23 protein-coding genes and 1 tRNA gene are annotated in these 24,847 nt (G+C 71.1%); 15 read left to right on the top strand and 9 right to left on the bottom strand.

Going from position 1 to position 24,847, the window contains the following annotated elements; genetic code table 11:
• The first annotated feature begins 86 nt into the window (after nucleotides 1–86).
• The 3 genes from FHX52_RS05635 to FHX52_RS05625 all read left to right on the top strand — a co-directional run bounded on the left by FHX52_RS05635 (nucleotide 87) and on the right by FHX52_RS05625 (nucleotide 3,024).
• Nucleotides 87–1,280 (top strand): SPFH domain-containing protein, encoded by a 1,194-nt coding sequence (locus FHX52_RS05635; RefSeq protein WP_141820675.1) that lies wholly within the window; start codon nucleotides 87–89, stop codon nucleotides 1,278–1,280.
• Between the two features lie 92 nt (nucleotides 1,281–1,372).
• Nucleotides 1,373–2,140 carry a sulfite exporter TauE/SafE family protein gene (locus FHX52_RS05630; RefSeq protein WP_141820673.1) on the top strand — a complete coding sequence of 256 codons (768 nt, stop codon included), beginning with the start codon at nucleotides 1,373–1,375 and terminating at the stop codon, nucleotides 2,138–2,140.
• Nucleotides 2,141–2,211: 71 nt separating this feature from the next.
• Nucleotides 2,212–3,024 (top strand): TrmH family RNA methyltransferase, encoded by an 813-nt coding sequence (locus FHX52_RS05625; protein WP_141820671.1) that lies wholly within the window; start codon nucleotides 2,212–2,214, stop codon nucleotides 3,022–3,024.
• A 39-nt stretch (nucleotides 3,025–3,063) separates the two neighbouring features.
• Here FHX52_RS05625 and FHX52_RS05620 read toward each other — a convergent pair whose 3' ends face one another.
• The 3 genes from FHX52_RS05620 to FHX52_RS05610 are packed head-to-tail and all read right to left on the bottom strand — an operon-like array spanning nucleotide 3,064 to nucleotide 5,484.
• Nucleotides 3,064–3,444 (bottom strand): DUF3037 domain-containing protein, encoded by a 381-nt coding sequence (locus FHX52_RS05620; protein WP_141820669.1) that lies wholly within the window; start codon nucleotides 3,442–3,444, stop codon nucleotides 3,064–3,066.
• Nucleotides 3,441–4,211 (bottom strand): HipA family kinase, encoded by a 771-nt coding sequence (locus FHX52_RS05615; protein WP_141820667.1) that lies wholly within the window; start codon nucleotides 4,209–4,211, stop codon nucleotides 3,441–3,443. Before FHX52_RS05615 ends, FHX52_RS05620 begins: the two co-directional genes overlap by 4 nt.
• Before the next feature lie 4 nt (nucleotides 4,212–4,215).
• Nucleotides 4,216–5,484 carry an MFS transporter gene (locus FHX52_RS05610; protein WP_141820665.1) on the bottom strand — a complete coding sequence of 423 codons (1,269 nt, stop codon included), beginning with the start codon at nucleotides 5,482–5,484 and terminating at the stop codon, nucleotides 4,216–4,218.
• A gap of 293 nt (nucleotides 5,485–5,777) precedes the next feature.
• Between FHX52_RS05610 and FHX52_RS05605 the strand changes: the two genes are divergently transcribed.
• Nucleotides 5,778–6,443 (top strand): FMN-dependent NADH-azoreductase, encoded by a 666-nt coding sequence (locus FHX52_RS05605; RefSeq protein WP_141820663.1) that lies wholly within the window; start codon nucleotides 5,778–5,780, stop codon nucleotides 6,441–6,443.
• Nucleotides 6,444–6,499: 56 nt separating this feature from the next.
• Here the strand turns inward: FHX52_RS05605 and FHX52_RS05600 are convergent.
• Nucleotides 6,500–6,586 (bottom strand) — tRNA-Leu (locus tag FHX52_RS05600).
• 136 nt (nucleotides 6,587–6,722) lie between these two features.
• Here FHX52_RS05600 and FHX52_RS05595 point away from each other — a divergent pair.
• Nucleotides 6,723–8,087, top strand: a complete 1,365-nt coding sequence (locus FHX52_RS05595) for a M20/M25/M40 family metallo-hydrolase (protein ID WP_141822045.1) — start codon at nucleotides 6,723–6,725, stop codon at nucleotides 8,085–8,087.
• A gap of 51 nt (nucleotides 8,088–8,138) precedes the next feature.
• Here FHX52_RS05595 and FHX52_RS05590 read toward each other — a convergent pair whose 3' ends face one another.
• Complete coding sequence (locus FHX52_RS05590) at nucleotides 8,139–8,324, bottom strand: DUF5703 family protein (RefSeq protein WP_141820661.1); 186 nt, start codon at nucleotides 8,322–8,324, stop codon at nucleotides 8,139–8,141.
• Nucleotides 8,325–8,465: 141 nt separating this feature from the next.
• On the opposite strand from FHX52_RS05590, the gene FHX52_RS05585 reads away from it, so the two are divergent.
• Nucleotides 8,466–9,269: an SCO4651 family lipoprotein gene (locus tag FHX52_RS05585; RefSeq protein ID WP_185747093.1), complete on the top strand. Its 804-nt coding sequence runs from the start codon at nucleotides 8,466–8,468 to the stop codon at nucleotides 9,267–9,269.
• A gap of 161 nt (nucleotides 9,270–9,430) precedes the next feature.
• Nucleotides 9,431–9,775: a hypothetical protein gene (locus FHX52_RS23755; RefSeq protein WP_185747092.1), complete on the top strand. Its 345-nt coding sequence runs from the start codon at nucleotides 9,431–9,433 to the stop codon at nucleotides 9,773–9,775.
• Nucleotides 9,776–9,805: 30 nt separating this feature from the next.
• Here the strand turns inward: FHX52_RS23755 and FHX52_RS05575 are convergent, their stop codons facing one another.
• Nucleotides 9,806–10,741: an aldo/keto reductase gene (locus FHX52_RS05575; protein ID WP_141820657.1), complete on the bottom strand. Its 936-nt coding sequence runs from the start codon at nucleotides 10,739–10,741 to the stop codon at nucleotides 9,806–9,808.
• Nucleotides 10,742–10,831: 90 nt separating this feature from the next.
• Complete coding sequence (locus FHX52_RS05570; protein WP_141820656.1) at nucleotides 10,832–12,454, bottom strand: alkaline phosphatase family protein; 1,623 nt, start codon at nucleotides 12,452–12,454, stop codon at nucleotides 10,832–10,834.
• A gap of 121 nt (nucleotides 12,455–12,575) precedes the next feature.
• Here FHX52_RS05570 and FHX52_RS05565 point away from each other — a divergent pair, with 121 nt between their 5' ends.
• The 3 genes from FHX52_RS05565 to FHX52_RS05555 all read left to right on the top strand — a co-directional run bounded on the left by FHX52_RS05565 (nucleotide 12,576) and on the right by FHX52_RS05555 (nucleotide 15,061).
• Nucleotides 12,576–13,688, top strand: a complete 1,113-nt coding sequence (locus tag FHX52_RS05565) for an LLM class flavin-dependent oxidoreductase (protein ID WP_141820654.1) — start codon at nucleotides 12,576–12,578, stop codon at nucleotides 13,686–13,688.
• A gap of 196 nt (nucleotides 13,689–13,884) precedes the next feature.
• Nucleotides 13,885–14,745 carry an undecaprenyl-diphosphate phosphatase gene (locus FHX52_RS05560; protein ID WP_141820652.1) on the top strand — a complete coding sequence of 287 codons (861 nt, stop codon included), beginning with the start codon at nucleotides 13,885–13,887 and terminating at the stop codon, nucleotides 14,743–14,745.
• Nucleotides 14,746–14,848: 103 nt separating this feature from the next.
• Complete coding sequence (locus FHX52_RS05555) at nucleotides 14,849–15,061, top strand: hypothetical protein (protein WP_141820650.1); 213 nt, start codon at nucleotides 14,849–14,851, stop codon at nucleotides 15,059–15,061.
• A 36-nt stretch (nucleotides 15,062–15,097) separates the two neighbouring features.
• Here the strand turns inward: FHX52_RS05555 and FHX52_RS05550 are convergent, their stop codons facing one another.
• A complete protein-coding gene (locus FHX52_RS05550) occupies nucleotides 15,098–16,096 on the bottom strand; it encodes a magnesium and cobalt transport protein CorA (protein ID WP_141820648.1) in 999 nt (332 codons plus the stop codon).
• 129 nt (nucleotides 16,097–16,225) lie between these two features.
• Here FHX52_RS05550 and FHX52_RS05545 point away from each other — a divergent pair, with 129 nt between their 5' ends.
• From FHX52_RS05545 to mshC, 4 genes are read left to right on the top strand one after another with little or no spacing between them, the layout of a single operon-like run.
• Complete coding sequence (locus tag FHX52_RS05545) at nucleotides 16,226–16,969, top strand: MSMEG_4193 family putative phosphomutase (RefSeq protein WP_141820646.1); 744 nt, start codon at nucleotides 16,226–16,228, stop codon at nucleotides 16,967–16,969.
• A 9-nt stretch (nucleotides 16,970–16,978) separates the two neighbouring features.
• Nucleotides 16,979–17,527 (top strand): DUF3090 domain-containing protein, encoded by a 549-nt coding sequence (locus FHX52_RS05540; RefSeq protein ID WP_141820644.1) that lies wholly within the window; start codon nucleotides 16,979–16,981, stop codon nucleotides 17,525–17,527.
• On the top strand, nucleotides 17,511–18,323 hold the full coding sequence (locus FHX52_RS05535; RefSeq protein WP_141820642.1) for an SCO1664 family protein: 813 nt from the start codon (nucleotides 17,511–17,513) through the stop codon (nucleotides 18,321–18,323). Before FHX52_RS05540 ends, FHX52_RS05535 begins: the two co-directional genes overlap by 17 nt.
• Before the next feature lie 29 nt (nucleotides 18,324–18,352).
• Complete coding sequence (mshC, locus tag FHX52_RS05530; protein WP_141820640.1) at nucleotides 18,353–19,609, top strand: cysteine--1-D-myo-inosityl 2-amino-2-deoxy-alpha-D-glucopyranoside ligase; 1,257 nt, start codon at nucleotides 18,353–18,355, stop codon at nucleotides 19,607–19,609.
• A gap of 362 nt (nucleotides 19,610–19,971) precedes the next feature.
• Here mshC and FHX52_RS05525 read toward each other — a convergent pair whose 3' ends face one another.
• Nucleotides 19,972–20,826 carry a PAC2 family protein gene (locus FHX52_RS05525; RefSeq protein WP_141820638.1) on the bottom strand — a complete coding sequence of 285 codons (855 nt, stop codon included), beginning with the start codon at nucleotides 20,824–20,826 and terminating at the stop codon, nucleotides 19,972–19,974.
• A 240-nt stretch (nucleotides 20,827–21,066) separates the two neighbouring features.
• Here FHX52_RS05525 and metH point away from each other — a divergent pair, with 240 nt between their 5' ends.
• Nucleotides 21,067–24,846, top strand: coding sequence for a methionine synthase (gene metH, locus FHX52_RS05520; protein ID WP_425460101.1), 3,780 nt, complete (start codon nucleotides 21,067–21,069; stop codon nucleotides 24,844–24,846).
• The last annotated feature ends 1 nt before the right edge of the window (nucleotide 24,847 follow it).

The following is a 24,847-nucleotide window of genomic DNA, read 5'->3' as shown; positions in this document are numbered from 1 at the left end:
AGACACCCGGACGGTCCACTCGGCCCGTCCGACCAGCCGCACCCTCGGGGGAGCGGTCGACACACAGGGAGAAGGTCGAGAAGGTCGTGGACCCGCTACTCATCATCCCGCTGCTCATCGTCGTCGTGGCGATCATCGTGCTCGTGCGCACCGTGCGCATCGTGCCGCAGCAGACAGCCCAGATCGTCGAGAGACTCGGCAGCTACAACAAGACGCTCACGGCGGGGATCCACTTCCTCATCCCGTTCGTCGACAAGGTGCGGGCCAACATCGACCTGCGTGAGCAGGTCGTCACCTTCCCGCCGCAGCCGGTGATCACGAGCGACAACCTCGTCGTCAACATCGACACCGTCATCTACTACTCCGTCACCGACGCCAAGGCCGCCGTCTACGAGATCGCGAACTTCATCCAGGGCATCGAGCAGCTCACCGTCACGACGCTGCGCAACGTCATCGGCTCGCTCGACCTCGAGCAGGCCCTGACGAGCCGCGACCAGATCAACGGCCAGCTGCGTGGCGTCCTCGACGAGGCGACCGGCAACTGGGGCATCCGTGTCAACCGCGTCGAGCTCAAGGCGATCGACCCGCCCCACTCCGTGCAGGAGACGATGGAGAAGCAGATGCGCGCCGAGCGTGACCGCCGCGCCGCCATCCTCACGGCCGAGGGCTTCAAGCAGTCGGCCATCCTCACCGCCGAGGGTGAGAAGCAGAGCCAGATCCTGCGTGCCGAGGGCTCGGCCCAGGCCCGGATCCTCGAGGCCCAGGGCCAGGCGCGCGCCATCCAGCAGGTCTTCGCCGCCATCCACCGCGGCAAGCCGACGCAGAAGCTGCTCGCCTACCAGTACCTCCAGGTGCTGCCCCAGCTCGCCCGCGGCGACTCCAACAAGATGTGGATCATCCCGTCAGAGCTGACCGACGCCCTCAAGGGCATCGGCAGCGCGCTCGGCGGTGCCGAGCCTCGGCCCGAGCCCGACGTCGACGACGAGAGCTGGGCCGGCGAGCACGAGCTCGAGGACGCCTTCGCGGGCACCATCCTCGAGGACCCCGCCAAGGCGCTCGCCGAGGCGCGCGGTCAGGCGGCCCAGGCCAGCGCCGAGTCGACGGAGCACGCGGCACCCATCGGTCGCCAGCAGCCGCCGATCCGGCCGCCGGCCGGGCAGGCGCCCCCGCCCATGGGAGGTGCGCCGTACTCACCGCCGGCTCCCGTGCCCCCGGTCGCGCCGGCTCCCGGCGACCTGCCGGAGCCGCCCGAGACTCCTGAGGAGCCGACCGCGCGCTGAACACCCGGCGCTGACGCTGGAGCAGCACGCTCCTGGTGATCAGCACCGCACCGCAACGAGGACGACACCCGCCACCCTTGTAGGGTGACCGGGTGTCGTTCTGGTCCTACCTCGCCATCGCACTGGCGGGCACGGGGGCCGGCCTCATCAACACCGTCGTCGGGTCGGGCAGTCTCATCACGTTCCCGACGCTGCTCTTCTTCGGCGTCAACCCCCTCGTCGCCAACGTGTCCAACAACATCGGCCTCGTCGCCGGGGGAGTCACGGGCTCCTGGGGCTACCGGCACGAGCTGACCGGCCGTGCGGCGACCGTCCGCCGCCTCATCCCGCTGTCCTTCGTCGGCTCCGTCATCGGTGCGTCGCTGCTGCTCGTCCTGCCCGCGAGCGCCTTCCAGGCGATCGTTCCGGTGCTCATCCTCATCGCCCTCGTCCTCGTCGTGCTCGGCCCCCGCATCCAGCAGTGGGCGGCCCCCGACGAGGGCGAGTCCGTGCCGGCCTGGCACGTGCCGGCGATGGGGGCCGGTGTCTTCGTCGCCGGCATGTACGGCGGCTACTTCGGTGCGGCGCAGGGAGTCCTGCTCATGGGCATCCTCAGCGCGCTCAGCACCGAGCCGCTCCAGCGCCTCAACGGCTACAAGAACGTGCTCGCCCTCGTGGTCAACGTCGTGGCCGCAGGGGTCTTCGTGCTGTTCGCCCGCGACGAGATCGACTGGGTCATCGTGCTGCTCATCGCGGTGGGCTCCTTCGTCGGGGGCATCATCGGTGCGCGTGTCGGCCGCCGCATACCCCCCACTGCGCTCCGGGCGCTCATCGTCGTCATCGGCGTCGTCGCCATCGTCAAGCTCATCTGGTTCTCCTGACGTCGAGCCCCGGCACGGCGCAACGCGAGCCCTGCACAGGGGGTCGGCCACCCGCCAACTACGGTGTGGGGGTGCCGATCGCGATCACCGACTCCGCCGACCCGCGGCTCGAGGACTACGTCTCGCTGACGGACGTCGCCCTGCGCCGGCGGACAGAGCCCGAGCGCGGGCTCTACATCGCCGAGAGCCAGAAGGTCATCCGCCGGGCCCTCGCCGCCGGTCACCGACCGCGCTCCTACCTCATGGCGGAGCGATGGGTCACCGACCTCGCCGACCTCGTCGAGGCAGCCGAGGACGACGGCATCCCGGTCTACGTAGCCGCGCACGACGTCATCGAGGCCCGCACCGGCTTCCACCTGCACCGGGGCGCCCTCGCCTCGATGCAGCGGCCCGAGCTGCCGAGCGTCGAGGCGGTCGTGGCCGGAGCCCGCCGCATCGTCGTCGTCGAGGACGTCGTCGACCACACGAACGTCGGCGCCATCTTCCGCAGCGCAGCGGCGCTGGGCGCCGAGGCGGTGCTCGTGTCGCCCCGCTGCGCCGACCCGCTCTACCGCAGGTCGATCCGGGTCTCGATGGGCACGGTCTTCCAGGTGCCGTGGACCCGCATCGACCCGTGGCCGCAGGGCGTCGAGCGCCTGCGCGCGCTGGGGTTCTCGGTCGTGGCGATGGCCCTCACCGACGACTCCGTGTCGCTCGAGTCCCTCGAGGCCGACCCGCCCGAGCGGGTCGCGCTCGTCGTCGGCGCCGAGGGTGACGGCCTCTCGGCCCGGACCGTGGCCGCCGCGGACGTCACGGTGCGCATCCCCATGGCCGGGGGCGTCGACTCCCTCAACGTCGCCGCCGCGGCGGCCGTCGCGATGTGGTCGCTGCGGGTCCGCGACTGAACGAGTCCGAGGAAGTCCCGCGACCGATCGTGGCCGGGCCTAGGCCGTGCGGACGAGGCGCTCCATGAGCCGCTCGAGCTCGGCCGCGGGGTCCTCGCAGAGACCACCGTGGACCGGCCCCGGCTGCACGACGGTCGACCGTGGCGCGATGATCCAGCCGAAGCGTTGTCCCCGCTTGTCGAGGCTCGGCAGACCGCGTCCCGTCTCGCCGCGGCACACGGCCCGCACGCGCTCGAGCATCGCCCGCACGCCGTCGAGGTCGCAGGCCGGGGAGAGCGCGCAGGCTCGCTCAGGGTCGAGCTCCCATGCGGCGTCGAGGTAGTCGGCGTCCTGGCAGTAGAGCACGACGCCGACGTTGATGAACTCCTCGCGGTCGACGCGTGGCACGAGTCGCAGCAGGACGTACTGGTAGCCCTTCACGCTGCGACTCCGTCCGGCAGCCACGCGGCGGGTGAGCCCAGCCGCGCCCGGAGCATGAGCAGGTATGCCGCACGCACCGCAGCGACGTCCGCGAGCTCGGCGGTCGGCTCGAGCCACTCGTCGGGCACGTCGGCCACGACCCGCTCGATCGCGTCGTCCGTCAGCGCCGCGGCCAGCTCGGCGTGGCGGCGACCGACGTCTCCGGCGACGTCGCGCAGCACGTGCCGGCTCGCGTCGAAGGGCTGCGACGCGAAGCGCTCCGGCGAGGGTGCGCGGCCCGGCCAGGAGTGGTGGAAGTAGAGCGCCGCCCCGTGGTCGATCGCCCACGTGCGGCCGTGCCACACGAGCAGGTTGGGGTTGGACCACGTGCGGTCGACGTTCGCCGTGAGGGCGTCGAGCCAGATGATGCGCTCGGCGAGGTCGGCCGACGGCGGGCGCGACCCGTCGTAGCCGAGCGAACCCGGCAGGTAGTCGACCCCGAGGTTGGTGCCCACCGATGCGGTGAGGAGGTCCTGGACCTCCTCGTCGGCCTCGTAGCGGGCGATGCGCGCGTCGAGGTCGATGACCGCGAGGTCGGGCACGGGCACCTCGACGAGGCGGGCGATACCGGCGACGATGACCTCGGCCACGAGGACCTTGAGCCCCTGACCGGCCCCGCGGAACTTCAGGACGTAGGTGCCGTCGTCGTCGGCCTCGACGATGCCGGGAAGCGAGCCGCCCTCCTTGAGCGGCGTCACGTAGCGGATGGCGGTGAGCTCGGGCAGCACCCGGTCAGCCTAGTGGCCGGGCGTCGTCGAGCCGGCCGACCCGGGCCCACTGCCGCGGGAGCAGGGTCGCGGTCGCGCCGTAGACGGCGGCGAAGCCGATGAGCGGCCACCAGACGAGCCCGGAGGTCGGCAGGAGCAGGGCGCCGAGGGCGGCCGCCGCAACCATTCCGGCGTTGTAGACGACGTCGTAGGCGGAGAACGCGCGACCGAGCAGGTGGTCGGGCACGTGGGTCTGCATGAGCGAGTCGACGGTGATCTTGACGCACTGCGACGTGAAGGAGACGACGAAGCCGATGACGATGATGGCCCACGGCGTGAGCAGGAGACCCAGCGCCGCGCAGACGACGGCTCCGAGCGCCAGCATGCGGGCGGCATACGGCACGGGGCCTAGACGGGGGGCCAGCCACGGCGTGACGAACGCGGCGAGCGAGAAGCCGATGGCCGCGCCCACCGCCGCGACGGTGAAGCCGAGGGCGCCATGGCCGTGCTCGAACGGCCCGCGGAAGAGCAGGAGCGACTGGAGGAGGAAGAAGCCGAAGGGCAGGCGGGTGACGAAGACGAGCACGAGGAGCAGGCGGGCGCGGTGCGGACCCTGCACGACCGCCTCGACGATGCCGGAGAGCACCGACGAGGCCAGACCGCGCAGGGCCGGCGCCTCGCTCGTGTCGTCCGGCCCGATGAAGGGCAGGCGGCTCGCCGTCCAGGACGCGCAGAGGACACCGGTCGCGGCAGCGAGCACGACGACGAGGTCGCTCGCCCCCAGCGCCCGCACCCCGGTGCCGACGGCGCCGCCGAGGAGGTAGGCGATGGAGCCACAGGTCGGCGCGACGGAGTTGGCGCTGACGAGGCGGTCGCGGCTCACGACGTGCGGCATGGCCGAGGCGAGGCCCGCGAGGATGAAGCGGTTGACCGAGAACACGAGCAGCACGAGCGCGAAGAAGAGGACGCCCGTGTCCGGGCTCATCACCAAGGCGGCGACCCCGACCATGGCGACGACGCGGATGAGCTGGCTCACGACGAGCACCCGACGGCGGTTCCAGCGGTCGAGCAGCACCCCGACGAACGGCCCGAGCACGCTGTAGGGCAGGAGCACGACGGCGAAGGCGAGCGCGATGCTGCGGGCGTCGGCGGCCTTCTCGGGGTTGAAGAGGACGTGGCTCGCCAGGGCCACCTGGAAGACGCCGTCGCTGAACGATGACGTGATGCGCGCGAGGAAGAGCCTGCGGAAGCCACGCAGGTGCAGCAGCGTCCACACTGCGCGCAGGAAAGTCACGCGGCACAGCGTACGGTGCGCGACGGGCGGCGCTCGTGCCCGTCTGCCCAGCGCGTCGTGCCCGGGCGGTGGCGTCGTCGCCGACCGCTGTCCGGGGCCTTTGCGTCGGCGTGGGGCATTCGCGCGAGCGGACCAAGAGAACCTTGTGGTTGTGGGGCTTTCGTCCTCTTGCCGGATCTCCCCGTGGTTCCTAGCGTTGAGACGTGCGGGCAGGGACGTCCGCGCACCGCAACCTTTCATGGCCGGGTCGGTCGGGTGGCGGTCCGCCGTGGAGACATCTCCGAGGAGATCCCATGGCTCCATCACCCACCCTGCTGCGCATCGACGCCAGCATCCGCGCCACCGACTCCGTCACCCGCGAGATCGCGGACACCTTCGAGCGCCACTGGTGCGAGACCCGGCCGGAGGCGCGAGTCGTGCGCCGCGACGTCGGCCTCTCGCCTCCTGCCTACCTCACCGAGCTCGAGCACACTGCCATGTTCGTGCCGAGCGAGTTCCGCACGCCCGAGCAGGCGACAGCGCAGGCCGAGGCCGCAGCCCTCGCCGACGAGCTCTTCGCGGCCCACACCGTGCTGCTCTGCGCCCCGCTCTACAACCTCGGCATCCCCGCCGGGCTCAAGACGTGGCTCGACCGCATCTACACGGACATCCGGCTCTTTCCCGGCTTCGGCATCACCCGCCCGCTGTCGGGTCGCCGGTGCGTCGTCGTGAGCGCCCGGGGCGGCGCGTACGGTCCCGGAACGCCGATGGACGGCTGGGACTACGAGGAGCCCTACCTGCGCCGGCATATCGTCGACATCCTCGGAATGGAGCTGTCGGAGATCTTCGTCGACCTCACCCTCGCTCACATCAACCCCAACCTGGCACACCTCGTGGAGATCGCGGTGCAGAGCCGCAAGGCGGGTCACGAGGTGGCCGAGCGGATGGCCCACGACCATGCCGAAGAGGCCATGGCCTAGGGCAACCGCGCGACTGCACGAGGAAGGGCCCGGGTCACTGACCCGGGCCCTTCTCATGGTGTCGAGGGGGGGACTTGAACCCCCACGCCCGTTAAGGGCACTAGCACCTCAAGCTAGCGCGTCTGCCATTCCGCCACCCCGACAAGGTGATGTGCAGGGGACCCGTGGGAGTCCCTTGCGGCGAGTGGAAACGTTAGCACGGGGCTTGTGCGGGAGACGAATCGGCCGGCGGAGGACGCCGACGTGAGCGAGCCCGCGCCGCGGCATACGCTGAACGGCATGACGACCGCCGAGCGCGCCGACCTCGCCAGCCCCGACGACCGCAGCGCCGGGGCCATCGCACCCGAGGACGAGGTGGTGCGCCTCTGCGCCGACCTCATCCGCATCGACTCGACCAACCCCGGCGACGGCAGCGGGCCGGGGGAGCGGGCTGCAGCGGAGTACGTCATGGCTCAGCTCGCCGAGGTGGGCCTCGAGGGGGAGCTGCTCGAGAGTGCCCCCGGCCGGGCCAACGTCGTGGTGCGCCTCGAGGGCGCCGACCCGGGCCGCCCGGGCCTGGCCGTGCACGGCCACCTCGACGTCGTGCCCGCGAACGCCGCCGACTGGCAGGTCGACCCCTTCGCCGCGGAGGAGCGTGACGGCTGCATCTGGGGCCGCGGCGCCGTCGACATGAAGGACATGGACGCGATGATCCTCGCCTCCATCCGCGACTTCGCGCGCACGGGAATGAAGCCGGCTCGCACGACGACCTTCGTGTTCTTCGCCGACGAGGAGGCGGGCGGCACGATGGGAAGCCACTGGCTCGTCGACCACCACCCGCACTTCTTCGAGGGTGTGGCGGAGGCGGTGAGCGAGGTCGGCGGCTACAGCGTCACCCTGCCCACCCCCGAGGGCGAGCGCCGCGCCTACCTGCTGCAGACGGCCGAGAAGGGCATCGCCTGGCTGCGCCTGCGCGCGCACGGGCGTGCGGGGCATGGCTCCGTGCCGAACGACGAGAACGCCATCGTCCGGCTCGCCGCCGCCGTCGGCCGGATCGCCGCGCACGAGTGGCCGCGGGAGTACATCGCGTCGGTGCGCCAGCTGCTCGAGGGGGTCAGCGAGATCACGAGGGTCCCGCATGCCGCCGAGGACCTCGAGCCGCTGCTGGCCACCCTGGGCGGTGCGCAGGGCTTCGTGCGAGGCACCCTGCGCGACACGGCGAACGTCACGATGCTCGAGTCGGGCTACAAGCACAACGTCATCCCGCAGACCGCCTCGGCGGCCGTCGACTGCCGCTTCCTGCCGGGGCACGAGGACTACCTCATGGCCACGATCCGCGAGCTCGCCGGAGAGCACGTGGAGGTCGAGGTCGTGCACCGCGACGTCGCGCTCGAGGCGCCCTTCGACGGTGACCTCGTCGAGTCGATGAAGCAGTCGCTGCTGCGCGAGGACCCCGGCGCGGCGATCCTGCCCTACTGCCTCTCCGGCGGCACCGACAACAAGGCGCTGGGCCGGCTCGGCATCACCGGCTACGGCTTCGCTCCGTTGCGGCTGCCGGCCGACCTCGACTTCGCGCCGATGTTCCACGGCATCGACGAGCGCGTGCCGACGTCGTCGCTGCGCTTCGGGGCGCGGGTGCTGTCGGACTTCCTGCGCACCTGCTGAGCGGTAGCCGCGTCAGCGGCCGCTCAGTCCGTGGCCGCTGCGGGGCGAGGGTCAGGCCGTGCGGTCGACGCGCATGATCCGCCGGCGCAGCCACATCCGCCGCACGCCGCCCTCGTAGACGACACTGCGCGCGAGCTCCCACCGGCCGTACTCGGCGTGCTCGCGGATCTCCTGGCGGGCCGCTGCCTTGGACGTGTGACGGTCGAAGGTCAGCACCCGGTACTCGTAGTCCAGCATCGCGGCCATTCTGACATCGATCCGTGACCGGGCGCATCAGGTGGGCGCGATAGCCTCACCACCTGTCGGCCGACCGGCCGGCGCCCACAGGGGGACCGGCAGCGACCCGCGCCGACGTCCATGGCCCAGGAGATCGACGACATGACTCTGACGTTCCGCCGCGTTGCGGCTGCCCTCATCCTTCCCGCCGTGCTCGCAACGGCCGCCTGCGGCAAGCAGGCCGAGCCCACGCCGGGGGCCACCACGGCCGCAGGCGCCACGTCCTCGGCAGCTGCCACCACCTCGGACACGGCGTCGAGCACCGCGCAGCCCTACCAGGACAAGGCCGCCCTCATCGCCGGCCTCAAGTCGGGCGCGACGTCAGCCACGACAGCTCACGTCAGCATGGACATGACCGCCGCAGGCGAGAAGATCTCGATGCAGGGCGACACGAAGATCGATGCGACGAACCCGGCCATGCAGGTGTCGATGGACATGGGCTCGCAGATGAAGCTCGACATGCTCCTCGTCGACAAGAAGATCTACCTCAAGGGCATGCCGGGTCTGCCGGCCGGCAAGTGGGCGGTCGTCGACAGCAGCTCCGACATCGGCAAGCAGATGGAGAGCTCGCTGGCCCAGGCCGACCCGACGAAGATGTACGACCAGTTCGAGAAGGCCGTGACCGACGTCAAGCCGATCGGCGAGGACTCGGTCGACGGCGACAAGGCGTACAAGTACGAGCTGACCCTCGACACCAAGGCCATGGGTGCGTCGCTGGCCGGCAGCAGCGGCGTCAAGGTCCCCGACACGATCACCTACCTCGCCTGGGTCGACGACGCCAACCACCTCCGCAAGGTGACCTTCGACATCATGGGCTCCAAGGCGACGATGACGATGAGCAAGTACGGCGAGCCGGTCGACATCACCGCGCCGCCGGCCTCGCAGACCGTCAAGGCTCCGATGTGACGCACGGACGACCTCTGTCTGACGTCTGTCTGACGCCTGTCTGACGGAGGGATGAACCTCGTCCGACGGCCCGGCCCCGAGCGCTGCTCGAGGCCGGGCCGTCGGCTTTTGCGCACGTCAAACAGGTGTCCGCCGACGGGGCCGTCGACTACGGTCGTGGCATGGCCCAGGACCCACGCTCTGCCCTCGAGTCGCTCGTCGCAGCGCTCGAACGCCACTTCGAGGCGGCCACGGCCAGTCGCGACCCCGACCACCCCATGGTCATCGCCGCCGCGACCGACCTCGCGGAGGCCTTCGACGACTACGACGAGGCCCTCTACGTCGCGACGGAGGTCGCCACGCCCCTCGCCATCTACGGCGAGGAGCTCGAGGGCGACGACGACGATGACGACGGCGGGGTCTACGCCGGTCTCGAGTCGGACGAGTACGACGAGGACGACGACGACGATGAAGACGAAGACGACGACGAGGACGAGGACGACGAGCCGGAGGGCCCGCGGTCCTGAGGGCCTGGGCCTATCCGCCTGAGGGGCTCCTCAGGCGGAGACGTCGTCGAGCGCCGAGACGATCTCGTCGGGCAGCACGAGGTCGAGGCTTCCGAGCGCTGCCCGCAGCTGGCTCGTCGTGCGCACCCCGACGATCGGCGCCGCGACCGCCGGACGGTCGCGCACCCAGCTGAGCGCCACCTGCGCGGCGCTCACGCCCAGACCCCGCGCGGCCATCGTCACCGCCTCGGCGACCTGCACGCTGTGCTCGTCGAGGAAGCGCTCGACGAATCCCGGGAAGTGGTCTGACGCGGCCCGCGACCCCGACGGTATGCCGTTGCGGTACTTCCCTGTGAGGACGCCGCGTCCCAGCGGCGACCACGCCAGCAGCCCGAAGCCCAGCGCCTCGGCAGCGGGCGCCACCTCGTCCTCAGGCGAACGGCATACGAGGGAGTACTGGACCTCGTTGGCCACCAACGGAACTCGCGACTGCTCGAGAAGGCTCGCCGCACGAGCAGACTGCCACCCTCCGTAGTTGGAGACCCCGACGTAGCGGGCGCGTCCGGAGGCTGCCGCCCACTCGAGCGCTGAAAGCGTCTCGGTCAACGGCACCTCGTCGGACCACGTGTGCACGAGCCACAGGTCGACGTGGTCGGTCCGCAGGCGTTCCAACGACGTCTCGAGCTGGGCCATCAGCCCGCGACGTGACACATCGACCCGGCGGGTGCCGCCGGAGCGCGAGATGCCGGACTTCGTGCACACGACGAGGTCGCCGCGGTCGACCGTTTCGCCCAGCAGCTCACCGAGGATCGTCTCGGACTCGCCCCCGCCGTAGCCGTAGGCGGTGTCGACGAGGTTGCCGCCGGCATCGAGGAAGGCGCGCAGGTGGTCGCCGGCATCGTGGCGGTCGACAGCGTTGCCCCACGTCATCGTGCCGAGCGCGAGGGGGGTCACCGAGAGCCCCGAGGTGCCGATTCGCCTACGCATGTGCAGAACGCTAGCCGGTGGCGGAACCGCCGCGCGGGTGCCCCGCGGCGGCCCCACCACCGGCATCGGTCAGGGCCCGTGCTGGGAGGTTCAGGGAGTGACCGGCCCCTGGTGGCGCGGGTCTCCCATCCGCACCGCGGCCGTGAGGTCGGTGGCACCCGCGTCACGCGGCGCGACGGGGGCCAGCCCGAAGCTGTGCTCGATCGTTGCCATGATCGAGGTCGTGTCGTAGGTCGTGCTGTCGACCCCGGACTTGACCATCCCGGCCGACAGGACGAGCGCGGGGATGCGCGTACCGGGCCCCCACTTGTCGACGGTGGGCGGTGAGACGTGGTCCCACTGGCCGCCGAACTCGTCGTAGGTCACGACGACGAGGGTCTGCTTGGCCTGCGGGCCCGACATGATCGTCTGGAGCAGGTCGACGAGGTGGTCGCTGCCGTCGGGCTCGCTCGCATAGCCGGGGTGCTCGTTCTCGGCGCCGTAGGGCTTGACGAAGGAGACCTGCGGGAGCGTGCCGGCACGCGCGGCCGCGACGAACTTCGTCTCGTCCTGCAGGTGCGAGCGGCCAGGGGCACCGACGGCGTAGTTCTTGAAGTAGTTGAACGGCTGGTGGTGGTACTGGAAGAGCGGCCCGGGGTGGCCCGCGGCGGCGTCGTCCCAGCCGCCGGAGTACCAGTTCCACGTGACGCCGGCGTCGCTCATGCGGTCGCCGATGTTGGGGTAGACGGCGTCGTCGATGAGCGGGATCTTCGCGCCGCCTCCCGACGGTGCGCTCGACGGCTGCACGGTGTTGACCGCGATGTTGCCGCACGCCTTGGCGTAGTCGAAGGCCTTGCCGTCCGTGCAGGCCTGCGTCAGCTGGGCGTCCTTGACGGTGGAGGTGGCCGTGTAGAGCGGGTAGCTCGTCGGCATCCCGTTGGCGTCGAGCACCGAGTTGGCAGCGGTGGGCGTCGCGCCGCCGGTGTCGACGGGTGCCCGCGCCGCGATGAGGTACTGGTGGTTGAGGAAGGACCCGCCGAAGGCCGCCTGGAAGAAGCGGTCGGCCACGACGTAGTTGGGGGCGCCCTTGCTGTGGAGGTAGCGATAGATCGGGAGCGAGGTCGTCGCATACCGGCCCATCGTCAGGCCCACCGCGTCGGAGCCCGTGACATAGCGGTCCTGCTTGCCGCCGTCGATCTGGTACTGCTCCTGGTAGAAGCGGTGCACGATGTCGCGGGTGCAGCCGCCCGGCAGACCGGTGCCGGCGAGCACGCCCGTCGGCGCGAAGACGCCGGGGACCGGGCACGTCGTGTCGGTCGGCCGGATGTAGTCGTCGATCGTCCACCAGCTGTTGCCGAAGTGGCTGGCCGGGACCGCGTGGGTGGGGTCGCTGCACGTCGTGGCGAGCGGCGTCGGAGACGTGAGGTTGACGTCGTTCTGCAGGAGGCAGCCGTATGCCGTGCCGTCCTGGGCCACCTGCGTCGTGGAGCCGCCCGCGTTCTGCAGGCCGTCGACGACCTGCCCGCCGACCCGGCCCCACTGGCCGTAGAGGTTGTCGAACGAGTGGTTCTCCTCGTAGATGACGACGAGGTTGGTGTAGCCGCCCGGCAGCGGTCCACGCTCGGGTGCCTTCGTCGGTGGGGCGGCGGCCGCGGGCACCGCCGCGACGAGCGCCAGACCCACGGCCGCGCTCAGAAGGCTGATCGCGGACCATGACGTCTTCGGGTGTCTCATGGAATCCCTTTCCTCGGTTGAGGCTGCCCGGAGCCCCCGCGCGGACCAGCCTTCCGAGACTCCCACCGTCGGCCGCATCCGGCGAGGCGAAACGGAGCGGGCACGGGGCTAGGGTCGCGTCATGAGACTCGGTGTGAACCTCGGCTACTGGGGACGTGGCGTGACCGGAGCCGACCAGGTGGCGCTCGCCCGCGAAGCAGACCGGCTCGGCTACGACAGCGTCTGGGTCGCCGAGGCCTACGGCTCGGACAGCCCGTCAGTGCTCGCCTGGGTCGGCGCGCTGACGGAGCGCATCGGTCTGGGCTCGGCCGTCATGCAGATCCCGGGTCGCACACCCGCGATGACGGCGATGACGGCCGCGACGATCGACACGCTTTCCGGCGGCCGCTTCCGCCTCGGTCTCGGGGTGTCGGGGCCGCAGGTGAGCGAGGGCTGGCACGGGGTGCCCTTCAAGAGCCCCCTCGGTCGCACCCGCGAGTACGTCGAGATCGTCCGGGCCGCCCTGCGCCGCGAGACGGTGAGCAGCCCCGGGCCGCACTACCCGCTGCCGCTGCCCGGCGGTCCCGGCAAGCCGTTGCGCCTCTCGGCGCGGACGGTGCGTTCGGACGTGCCCGTCTACCTCGCCGCGGTCGGCCCGAAGAACCTCGAGCTGACCGGCGAGATCGCCGACGGTTGGCTCGCCATCTTCTTCAGCCCCGAGCACGCCGGTGACCTGCTCTCGACCATCGAGCGCGGACGTCGCAGCGCGAGGCCGTCATCCGGGGTGGGCACGGGGGCGGATGCCGGGGCGGACGGGGGAGAGACCGCCGGACGCGCGGACGTCATGGCCGGGTTCGACGTCGTCGCGACGACGCCCGTCGTCCTCGTCGACGACGTGGAGGAGGCCGCGTCCTACGTGCGCGACTACTGCGCGCTCTACATCGGCGGCATGGGCTCGCGCGAGCAGAACTTCTACAACCAGCTCGCCTGCCGCATGGGGTTCGAGCGCGACGCCGAGCGCATCCAGGACCTCTACCTGGCGGGCCGCCCACGTGAGGCGGCGGAGGCGGTGCCGCTCGAGTTCATCGACGAGACAGCGCTGCTCGGCTCCCCGCGGCGCGTCGCCCAGCGGATGGGTAGGTACGAGGCGGCCGGAGTCACGACGCTCTCGATCGCCACGGGTGGCGGCATGTCGCGCGAGCAGGCACTGGCCACGCTCGGCGCCGTCGCCCGGATCGCCGACCTGCCGGGCTGACCGGCCAAGCTGACCGACCGAGTTGACCGAGCGGGTGACCGACTGAGCTGACCTGCGACGGCTCGCCGGACGGCATACCTGCCCGGCCCTCCCAGCCGGCCGTCGGGATAGGCTGCCACACTGTGCCCGCCAGGCCGCCCGTCCACGATGACGCGCGGCCGTCCTCGTCCCCAGCGCAGAAGGCTCTCCCTGACTCATGGCTGACCTCAGCTACCTCGACGCCATCATCCTCGGCATCGTCGAAGGCCTCACCGAGTACCTCCCCGTCTCCTCGACCGGGCACCTGACGATCACCGAGAAGCTCCTCGGCCTCGAGGTCGACGACCCGGCGGTGACCGCCTACACGGCCTTCATCCAGATCGGGGCCATCGCCGCCACGCTCATCTACTTCTTCAAGGACTTCGTGCGGTTCGCCCTCGCGTGGTTCCGCGGGCTGCGCGACACCGAGGCGCGCACGGACCCCGACTACGGACTCGCCTGGGCCGTCATCATCGGTTCCATCCCGGTCGGCATCGTCGGCTTCCTCGCCCGGGGCATCATCTCCGGCCCGCTGCGCAGCCTCTGGGTGGTCGCCGCTGCGCTCGTGCTCTGGAGCATCGTCATCGTCGTCGCGGAGCGGATGCACACGACGTTCGAGCGGCAGGGCCGGCTGCGCGGCGAGCACTCGGTGCGCCCCATCGACGGGCTCATCATCGGTCTCGTCCAGTGCTTCTCGCTCATCCCGGGCGTCTCGCGCTCCGGTGCCACGATCTCGGCGGGTCTCGCCCTGCGTATCGACCGCGTCACGGCGACCCGACTCAGCTTCTTCCTCGCCATCCCGGCTCTCACCGCCGCCGGGCTCTTCCAGGCGGTCGAGGAGAAGGACGGCCTCAGCGCCCTCGGCATCGGACCGGTCCTCGTCGGCCTGCTCGTCGCGTTCCTCGTCGCCTACGCGACCATCGCCTGGCTGCTGCGCTTCGTGGCCAACCACAGCCTGCTGCCGTTCGTCTGGTACCGCGTCATCCTCGGTGTGCTCCTCGTCGGCGTCCTCGGCGCGGGTCTGCTCAGCGCCACCTGATCGCAGCAGCTGCTCGGCTGGACGCGTCCGGTCGGCCCCGGTCGGGGAGTAGCGTCGGAGGCGAGAGCAGCCGACGCTGCGACGCTGACGGAGGAGGGGCGACATGACGACAACGGGTGGCCCGCCGCGGCCCGACGACGAGGGCCAGCCGGAGTGGGCCGCCGAGGAGCTGCTCCCCGACGAGGTGCCCGAGGAGGGCGAGCCCATCGGAGAGGACGGGCTCGACAGCCTGCCCGACTCGGCCGACGTGGCCGATGTCGTGGACCAGCACACCGAGATCGCCGTCGACGACGACCTCGACCGCCCGCAGGAGTGACGCGTGGCTGGAGTGCTCGCGCTGGGCGCGCGGGCGCTACAGCCAGCCCGAACGCTTGAACGCGCGATAGAGCGCGGTGCAGGCCGTGGCCATGATGGCCAGGACGACGTAGTAGCCGTACTGGAACTCCCCGTTGCCGACGTGCACGCTCGCGGAGAGCTCGGGCATGTGCTCGAAGTTCATCCCGTAGATGCCGGCGATCATCGTCGGCACGGCCGCGATCGCCACCCACGCGGAGATCTTGCGCATGTCCTCGTTCTGCTTGACCGAGACGCTCGCGAGGTGGGCCGACAGCACGTCGGTGAGCAGCCGGTCATAGGACTCGACGTGGTCGTTGACGAGGCGCAGGTGGTCACCGACGTCGCGGAAGAAGGGCAGGATCGCGTCGGGCAGCCGTCGGCCGCTGCGCTCCATGTACGACGCGAGCGTGTCGGCGAGCGGCTGCGTGGCGCGGCGGAACTCGAGGACCTCCCGCTTCAGCCGGTACATCGTGTTGGCGTCGCCACCGGCGGCCGACGCGAAGACCTGCTCCTCGATCTGCTCGAGGTCACGACGCACCTCGCGGTCGACGACGATGTAGTTGTCCACGACCGAGTCCATGACGGCGTGCAGCACGGAGACGGGGCCGTGCTCGAGCCGGTCGGCCTCGTGCTCGAGGCGCTGGCGCACCCCGGCGAGCGGGTTCCCCTCGCCGTGGCGCACCGTGACGACGAAGTAGTCGCCGATGAAGAGCATCACCTCGCCCGTCTCGATGTCGCTCGTCGACTCGATGTAGCGCAGGGTCTTCAGCACGACGAAGGTCGAGGACTCGTACTGCTCGATCTTGGCGCGCTGGTGGCCGTGGACGGCGTCCTCGACGGCGAGGGGGTGCAGGTGCAGCTCCTCGTTGACGAGGTCGAACTCCTCGTCGGTGGGGTCCTTGAGACCGATCCAGAGGAAGCCGTCCTGGGTGAGGCGCAGCACGTCGAGCTCGTCGCTGAGGTCGCCGCAGCCCTGGCGCTGGCCCTTGCGGTAGATGGCCTTGTCCACGATCACAGCCCTACTTCACCACGCGCGCGAGGGCACGGCACGCGCCTCGCCGCAGACACGGCATACGGCAGCGGTGTCGTGGGTGGTCACGAGGCCGTATGCCGTCCTGTCGGGTGTGGCGTCTACGCTGGCGCCGTGCCCACCGTGATCTTCGTGCGCCATGGGCGCTCGTCCGCCAACACCAGCGGCACGCTTGCCGGCTGGATGCCCGGGGTGTTCCTCGACGAGACCGGGCAGGTGCAGGCCGACGGGGTCGGGGCGCGCCTGGCTGCTGCCTCGCTGCCCGTCGTCGAGGTCGTGTCGTCGCCGCTCGACCGGTGCGTGCAGACGGCCGACCGGCTCTCGGCCCCGCTGCCTGACGGGGTGCGCCGCAGCGTCCACGCCGGTCTGGGGGAGTGCCGCTACGGCGCGTGGACCGGGCGGCCGATCAGCGAGCTCGTCTCGGAGGAGCTGTGGAAGGTCGTGCAGGACCGACCGAGCGAGGCACGCTTCCCCGACTCGGCGGCATACCCCGCCGAGTCGCTCAGCGAGATGCAGGCGCGCGCCCTCGATGCCGTCCGTGAGATCGACGCGCGCGTTCTCGAGGCGCACGGCGCCGACGCCGTCTGGGTCGCGGTGTCGCACGGCGACGTCATCAAGTCGATCCTGTCGCACGCGACCGGCGCCCAGCTCGACGACTTCCAGCGGATCAACGTCGACCCGGCGTCGGTCAGCGTCGTGCGCTACACGAGCCGCAAGCCCTTCGTGCTGCGGCTCAACGACGTCGGTGGCGACCTCGCCGGGTTGCGCCCTCCGGAGCGGCCGGCGGTCGCCGAGGGCGATGCGGAGGTCGGCGGGGGAGCAGGGCCGGGATCCGGTGCGCCGGATCCGGTCGGCTAGGGTCGATATATGACGCTCCAGGACTTCGATCCCGCCGAGCGCTTCGTGGCCGGCACCGTCGGACCTGCCGGGCAGCGAGCCTTCTACCTGCAGGCGAGCGACGGCCCACGGGTCGTGACGGTGGGTCTCGAGAAGCAGCAGGTCTCGGTTCTCGCCGACCGCATCAACGACGTGCTCGACCAGCTCGCCCCGGCGACGGCGATCGAGCCCGGGCAGCCGGGTGGTGCGCCGGAGGATACCGACCCGCTGCTCACGCCGTTCGACGAGGACTTCCACATCCAGACCCTCTCGCTCGCGTGGGACGAGGATCGGCAGCGGCTCGTCATCGAGTGCCACGACCACGACCCCGACGAGCTCGACGACGAGGACCCGCCGGCCGAGGACGTGCCGCTCGCGCTCAACACCCTCCGGGTCAGCCTCGAGCCGGCTGCGGCGCGCGCCTTCGCCCGCCGCAGCAACGCGCTCGTCGCGGCGGGGCGGCCACCGTGCCCGTTCTGCGGGGGGCCCCTCGACCCGAACGGGCACATCTGCCCGCGGGCCAATGGCTACAAGCGCTGAGCCGACGCCCCCACCCCCTGACCTCTCCGGCGAGATCGAGGTGGTGGGCCGGATCTCCGGCTCCTCGAACCTCGCCGTCCTGGCGCGGATCGTGTCCACGAGCGAGGTCGTCCACGTCATCTACAAGCCGGTGCGCGGCGAGCGCCCGCTCTGGGACTACCCCGACGGCACCCTCGCCGGCCGGGAGGTCGCCGCGGCCGTCGTCTCCGAGCTCGGCGGGTGGCACCTCGTGCCGCCGACGGTGCTGCGCGACGGGCCGCTCGGGCCCGGCTCCGTGCAGCTCTGGATCGGCGACCCCTATGAGCCGCTGGCCGACGACCTCGTCGTCGACCTCGTGCCCGAGGGGCGCACGCCGCCCGGCTGGCACGAGGTGCTCGACGGCGAGACCCCCGGTGGCTCGTCCGTGACGGTCGTGCACTCCGGGGCCGACGACGTGCGCTCGCTGGCCGTGCTCGACGCCGCGCTCAACAACTCCGACCGCAAGGGGTCGCACTGCCTGCGTGACGCGTCGGGCCGGCTCTGGGCGATCGACCACGGCGTCAGCCTGTCGGCCGAGCCGAAGCTGCGCACGGTGCTCTGGGGGTGGGCCGGGGAGCCGCTGCCGGACGCCGAGCTCGACCGCCTCGAGAGGCTGTCGGACGCCCTTGCGTTGAGCGAGGGTCTGGAGCGGCTCGGTGCCCTGCTGCCCGAGCACGACGTCGCGGCGCTCGTGGGGAGGGTGCACCGCCTGCTCCGGACCGGCATCCACCCGCACCCGAGCCCGGGGTGGCCCGCCGTGCCGTGGCCGCCGCTGTGACCGTCGTTCCTCGGGGATAGAGTCCTGCCGTGAGAAGCTGGCCGACGCCGTTCATCCCGCACCTTCCCGGCCAGGCGCCCGAGGTGCGCGTCCGCGACACGGCGACCGGGCAGATGCTGCCCGTGGCGACGCGTGACGAGGTCTCCCTCTACGTCTGCGGCATCACGCCCTACGACGCCACGCATTTGGGCCACGCGGCCACCTACGTCACCTTCGACCTGCTCGGACGGATCCTGCGAGACAGCGGCCACTCCGTGCGCTACGTCCAGAACATCACCGACATCGACGACCCGCTGCTCGAGCGGGCCGAGCGCGACGGCATACCGTGGGAGAAGCTCGCGACCCGCGAGATCGCGCTCTTCCGCGAGGACATGACGGCGCTCGCGGTCATCCCGCCCGACGAGTACCTCGGCGCTGTCGAGAGCATCCCGACCTTCGTGGCCCCGATCGAGAAGCTCGTCGCCGAGGGCCTCGCGTATGCCGTGCCCGCGCCGGACGCGTCGCGCGAGGGTGCGCAGGACTACTACTTCGAGGTGGCCCGGGACCCGCGGTTCGGCTCGGTCAGCCACCTCGACGAGGACGGCATGATGGCGGTCTTCGCCGAACGCGGCGGCGACCCCGACCGTGACGGCAAGCGCGGCCGGCTCGACGCGCTGCTGTGGCGAGCCCACCGTGAGGGCGAGCCCGAGTGGGACGGCGGGTCGCTCGGCTGGGGCCGGCCGGGCTGGCACATCGAGTGCGCGTGCATCGCCTGCGACCACCTCGGCCTGCCGGTCGACGTGCAGGGCGGCGGCACCGACCTCATCTTCCCGCACCACGAGATGAGCGCGGCTCACGGGCGTGCCCTCGCCGGAACGCCGTCGTTCGCCGGCGTCTTCGTGCACCAGGGCATGGTGGGGCTCGACGGGGAGAAGATGAGCAAGAGCCGCGGCAACCTCGTCCTCGTCTCCGAGCTGCGCGGCCGGGGCGTCGATCCCATGGCGATCCGGCTGGCCCTGCTCGCGCGCCACCACCACGACGACTGGATGTGGGAGGCGGACCAGCTCGCCGAGGCCCAGCAGCGGCTGGCCACCTGGCGCGAGGCCCTGTCGGGCAACGGTGGGCCGGTCGCCGACCAGACCGTCGACGACATCCGGGCGGCGCTGGCCGACGACCTCGACAGCCCGCGGGCCCTCGAAGCGGTCGACCGCTGGGCGACGCAGTCGCTCACCCGCGGTGGCGAGGACCCCGGCGCGCCGGGCGTGCTCGGGCGGGCACTCGACGCCCTCCTCGGCATCCGCCTCTGACAACCCCATCGAGAGAGCAGTTCGTCGGCCGGGCGGGCCTGACGACCCCAATCGAGAGAACAGTTCGTCGGCCGGGCGGGCCTGACAAACCCAATCGAGAGAGCAGTTCGTCGGCTGCGCGGGCTCGACCGGCCAATCGACAGCGATGCGGTCTCTTAGCGACCCGACGAAGTGCTCTTTCGATTGTGTGGGTGGGCGCGCGTCGCTCGGCATACGCCGCAGGCCCGCCGCTCGAGAGAGCACGTGGTCCGCGTGCGCACGCGGTATGCCGTCTCCGAGCGAGCCGACGAAGTGCTCTTTCGATTGGGTGGGGTCAGCCGGTTCGTGGTGCCCGGGTGGGCGGCGGTGTGCGCTCCCCGTCGTCAGCGGCCGGTCTGGTCGTCGTCGCGGCCGCGGAGGTAGCGCTCGAACTCGCGCGCGATGGCGTCGCCGCTCGCCTCGGGCAGCTCTGCGGTGTCCTGGGCCTCCTCGAGCGACTGGACGTACTCGGCGACCTCCTCGTCGGACTGGGCCAGCTCGTCGACCCCGCGCTCCCACGCGCGGGCCTCCTCCTCGAGCTCACCGTGGGGCACCGTCACCCCGAGGAGCGCCTCGATGCGGCGCAGCAGGCTGAGGGTCGCCTTGGGGGAGGGCGCGCCGCCGGCATAGTGCGGCACCGCGGCCCAGGCCGACACCGTCGGGATGCCCGAGTCGGTCGCGGTGTGGCTGAGCACGCCGACGATTCCCGTCGGCCCCTCGTAGCGTGAGGCCTCGACGTCGAAGCGGTGGATCGCTCCCTCGTCCTCGGCGGTGGCCGTGACCGGGATGGGGCGGGTGTGTGGCACGTCGGCGAGCAGGGCCCCGATGGTGAGGATCGTCGTCACGCCGAGCCGCTGCGCGAGCTCGACGAGCTCGAGCGAGAAGGCCCGCCAGCGCATCGACGGCTCGATGCCCTGCACGAGGACGACGTCACGCTCGAAACCGGTCTCGGTCGCGACGAGGATGCGCGTCGTCGGCCACGACAGCATGCGCCGACCCTCGTCGAGCACGACGCGGGGCCGGTTGACCTGGAAGTCGTAGTACTCCTCGGGGTCGAACGCCGCGACGACCTCGGCCTCCCAGGCGTCGGCAAGGTGTCGTACCGCGCTCGTGGCGGCCTCACCCGCGTCGTTCCAGCCTTCGAAGGCGGCGATGAGCACGGGCTCGGTGAGCTCCGGGACATCCTCGAACTCCAGCACGCGGCCTCCTTCACCGTTGGTTGCCGTTCGGCTGCCGATGGGTCCCAGGTGAACCCACGCCTCCAGCCTATGCGGTCGGGCAGTCGTCGTGCTCGATCTCGGCGGCGCGCCCGGGCGGCCCTGACCACGGAGCAGTCGCGCGGCTCCCGTGTCGGCGCAGATCCGTAGAATCGGGCGGGTCCGTCTCACCACCTCTGTCACGACCACCGGCCACCCGGCCCGCTAGGAGTCACGTTGCCCCTGCCGTCGCAGCAGCGACCCGACGTCACCGAGTCACTGACCGCTGCCCTCACCGAGCGGATCATGATCATCGACGGCGCGATGGGCACCGCCATCCAGCGGGACCGGCCCGACGAGGCCGGCTACCGCGGCGAGCGCTTCGCCGACTGGCCGAGCGACGTCCAGGGCAACAACGACCTCCTGACGCTGACGCAGCCGCAGATCATCGCCGCAATCCACCGCGAGTACCTCGAGGCCGGCGCCGACATCATCGAGACCAACACCTTCAACGCCAACGCGATCTCGCTGTCCGACTACGGCATGGAGGAGCTCGCCTACGAGCTCAACCACGCGTCGGCGGCGCTCGCGCGCCGCGAGGCCGACGCGATGGCCGCCCGCACACCCGACCGCCCGCGCTACGTCGCGGGGGCACTCGGGCCCACGACGCGTACGGCCTCGATCTCGCCCGACGTCAACGACCCCGGCGCCCGCAACGTCTCCTACGACCAGCTCGTCGCGGCCTACCTCGAGGCCGCACGAGGTCTCGTCGACGGTGGCAGCGACCTCATCTTCATCGAGACGATCTTCGACACCCTCAACGCCAAGGCGGCGATCTTCGCCGTCGAGACCCTCTTCGAGGAGCAGGGCCGGCGCTGGCCCGTCGTCGTCTCCGGCACGATCACCGACGCGTCGGGCCGCACCCTCTCCGGTCAGGTGACCGAGGCGTTCTGGGACTCCGTGCGCCACGTGTCCCCGCTCGCCGTAGGGCTCAACTGTGCGCTCGGCGCCAAGGACATGCGCCCCTACATCGCCGAGATGGCCCGGATCGCCGACTCCTTCGTCTCCTGCTACCCCAACGCCGGCCTGCCCAACGCCTTCGGCGAGTACGACGAGGCGCCCGAGGAGACCGCCGCCATCATCGGCGAGTTCGCCGACTCCGGGCTCGTCAACCTCGTCGGCGGGTGCTGCGGGACGACGCCGGAGCACATCGCCGCCATCGCGAAGGCCGTCGACGGCAGCCCGCGCCGCGAGTTCGGCCCGACGCCGCCGGCGATGCGCCTCTCGGGTCTCGAGCCGTTCACGATCACCGACGACAGCCTCTTCGTCAACGTCGGCGAGCGCACGAACATCACCGGGTCGGCCCGTTTCCGCAAGCTCATCAAGGACGGTGACTACGACACGGCCCTGTCGGTCGCCGCCCAGCAGGTCGAGAACGGCGCCCAGGTCATCGACGTCAACATGGACGAGGGCATGATCGACGGCGTCGCCGCGATGGACCGCTTCCTCAAGCTCGTCGCGAGCGAGCCCGACATCAGCCGCGTCCCCGTCATGATCGACTCCTCGAAGTGGGAGGTCATCGAGGCCGGGCTCAAGTGCGTGCAGGGCAAGGCGATCGTCAACTCGATCTCCCTCAAGGAGGGCGAGGAGGCCTTCGTCCGTCAGGCCCGGCTCGTGCGCAAGTACGGCGCCGCGGCCGTCGTCATGGCCTTCGACGAGGACGGGCAGGCCGACTCGCTCGAGCGACGCCAGCAGATCTGCGCCCGCGCCTACCGCATCCTCACCGAGGAGGTCGGCTTCCCGGCCGAGGACATCATCTTCGACCCCAACGTCTTCGCCGTCGCGACGGGCATCGAGGAGCACGCCTCCTACGGGCTCGACTTCATCGAGGCCACCCGCTGGATCAAGGCCAACCTGCCGGGGGCCAAGGTCTCCGGCGGCATCTCGAACGTCTCGTTCAGCTTCCGCGGCAACAACCCCGTGCGCGAGGCGATCCACGCCGTCTTCCTCTACCACGCGATCGCGGCGGGCCTCGACATGGGCATCGTCAACGCGGGCGCGCTCGTCGTCTACGACGAGGTCGACCCGGAGCTGCGCGAGCGCATCGAGGACGTCGTGCTCAACCGTCGGCCCGACGCGGCCGAGCGGCTGCTCGAGATCGCCGAGGAGCACAACCGCGCCGGGCAGGCTGCGGAGGTCAGCGAGGAGGAGTGGCGCGCCCTGCCACTCGGCGAGCGCATCACCCATTCGCTCGTCAAGGGCATCGACGCCCACGTCGAGTCCGACACCGAACTGCTCCGCGCCGAGATCGCGGCTCGCGGAGGGCGGCCGATCGAGGTCATCGAGGGTCCGCTCATGGACGGCATGAACGTCGTCGGCGACCTCTTCGGTGCGGGCAAGATGTTCCTCCCGCAGGTCGTCAAGAGCGCCCGGGTCATGAAGAAGGCCGTGGCCTACCTCATCCCGTTCATCGAGCAGGAGAAGATCGACGACCCGTCGCTCGCGACGCAGAAGGACACCAACGGCACGATCGTCATGGCCACGGTCAAGGGCGACGTGCACGACATCGGCAAGAACATCGTCGGCGTCGTGCTCCAGTGCAACAACTACGAGGTCATCGACCTCGGCGTCATGGTGCCGGCGCAGAAGATCCTCGACGCAGCCAGGGAGCACGAGGCCGACCTCATCGGGCTCTCCGGCCTCATCACGCCCTCGCTCGACGAGATGGTCGGCTTCGCGGCCGAGATGCAGCGCCAGGGCATGACGATCCCGCTCCTCATCGGCGGGGCCACGACCTCGCGCGCCCACACCGCCGTCAAGGTCGACAAGCGCTACGACGGCCCGGTCGTGTGGGTGAAGGACGCCTCGCGATCGGTGCCCGTCGCCGCCGCGCTCCTCAGCGACGAGCAGCGGCCTGCCCTCATGGCGAAGGTCAAGGCCGACTACGACTCCCTGCGCCAGCGGCATTCGACGAAGACCGACCGCCCGCTGCTCGCCCTCGAGCAGGCTCGCGAGCGGCGCACCCCGGTCGAGTGGGAGGGCTACGCTCCGCCGCACCCGCACCTGCTGCTCCAGCAGGACCACGACGTCTCGACGATCACGCGCTCACGGCACGCGTCGCAGCACGTCCGGGTGCTCCACGACTACTCCCTCGCCGAGCTGCGCCGCTACATCGACTGGCAGCCGTTCTTCAACACGTGGGAGCTCAAGGGCACCTTCCCCGAGATCCTCAACAACCCGACGAGCGGTCCGGCCGCGCGCAAGCTCTACGAGGACGCGCAGACGATGCTCGACCGCATCATCGACGAGCGCTGGCTGCGCGCGAACGGCGTTGTCGGTCTCTTCCCCGCCAACGCCGTCGGCGACGACGTCGAGGTCTACGCCGACGAGACGCGGCAGACGCCCGTCGAGGTGCTCCACCACCTCAGGCAGCAGGGCGACCACCGCGCCGGCGTGCCCAACCGCTCGCTGGCCGACTACGTGGCGCCGAAGGGCACCCGTGACTGGGTCGGTGCGTTCGCCGTGACCGCGGGGCTCGGAGCTGCCGAGCGGGTGGCGGCGTTCCGTGCCGAGCTCGACGACTACAGCGCGATCCTGCTCGAGTCGCTGGCCGACCGGCTCGCCGAGGCCTTCGCCGAGCGGCTGCACGAGCGGGTCCGCAAGGAGTTCTGGGGCTACGCGCCCGACGAGCACCTCGACAACGCGGCGCTCATCAAGGAGCAGTACGCCGGAATCCGCCCCGCTCCCGGCTACCCCGCGTGCCCCGAGCACACCGAGAAGCAGACGCTGTGGCGCCTGCTCGACGTCGAGGCCAACACCGGCATGCAGCTGACCGAGAGCATGGCGATGTCGCCCGGCGCGTCGGTGTCGGGCTTCTACTACTCCCACCCTCAGTCGCAGTACTTCGTCGTCGGCCGGCTAGGCCGCGACCAGGTCGAGGACTACGCCGCGCGCAAGGGCTGGACCCTCACCGAGGCCGAGCGCTGGCTCTCCTCCAACCTCGCCTACGACCCGGAGGACTGAC

The organism is Humibacillus xanthopallidus (assembly GCF_006717145.1).
GTDB lineage: Bacteria > Actinomycetota > Actinomycetes > Actinomycetales > Dermatophilaceae > Humibacillus > Humibacillus xanthopallidus.
This window is presented reverse-complemented; position numbering and strand designations above follow the sequence as displayed.

Coding starts and splice junctions, on each gene's coding strand:
- FHX52_RS05605 (WP_141820663.1), top strand. CDS start 5,778: ATGGCTCCATCACCCACCCTGCTGCGCATCGACGCCAGCATCCGCGCC.
- FHX52_RS05595 (WP_141822045.1), top strand. CDS start 6,723: ATGACGACCGCCGAGCGCGCCGACCTCGCCAGCCCCGACGACCGCAGC.
- FHX52_RS05590 (WP_141820661.1), bottom strand. CDS start 8,324: ATGCTGGACTACGAGTACCGGGTGCTGACCTTCGACCGTCACACGTCC.
- FHX52_RS05585 (WP_185747093.1), top strand. CDS start 8,466: ATGACTCTGACGTTCCGCCGCGTTGCGGCTGCCCTCATCCTTCCCGCC.
- FHX52_RS23755 (WP_185747092.1), top strand. CDS start 9,431: ATGGCCCAGGACCCACGCTCTGCCCTCGAGTCGCTCGTCGCAGCGCTC.
- FHX52_RS05575 (WP_141820657.1), bottom strand. CDS start 10,741: ATGCGTAGGCGAATCGGCACCTCGGGGCTCTCGGTGACCCCCCTCGCG.
- FHX52_RS05570 (WP_141820656.1), bottom strand. CDS start 12,454: ATGAGACACCCGAAGACGTCATGGTCCGCGATCAGCCTTCTGAGCGCG.
- FHX52_RS05565 (WP_141820654.1), top strand. CDS start 12,576: ATGAGACTCGGTGTGAACCTCGGCTACTGGGGACGTGGCGTGACCGGA.
- FHX52_RS05560 (WP_141820652.1), top strand. CDS start 13,885: ATGGCTGACCTCAGCTACCTCGACGCCATCATCCTCGGCATCGTCGAA.
- FHX52_RS05555 (WP_141820650.1), top strand. CDS start 14,849: ATGACGACAACGGGTGGCCCGCCGCGGCCCGACGACGAGGGCCAGCCG.
- FHX52_RS05540 (WP_141820644.1), top strand. CDS start 16,979: ATGACGCTCCAGGACTTCGATCCCGCCGAGCGCTTCGTGGCCGGCACC.
- FHX52_RS05535 (WP_141820642.1), top strand. CDS start 17,511: ATGGCTACAAGCGCTGAGCCGACGCCCCCACCCCCTGACCTCTCCGGC.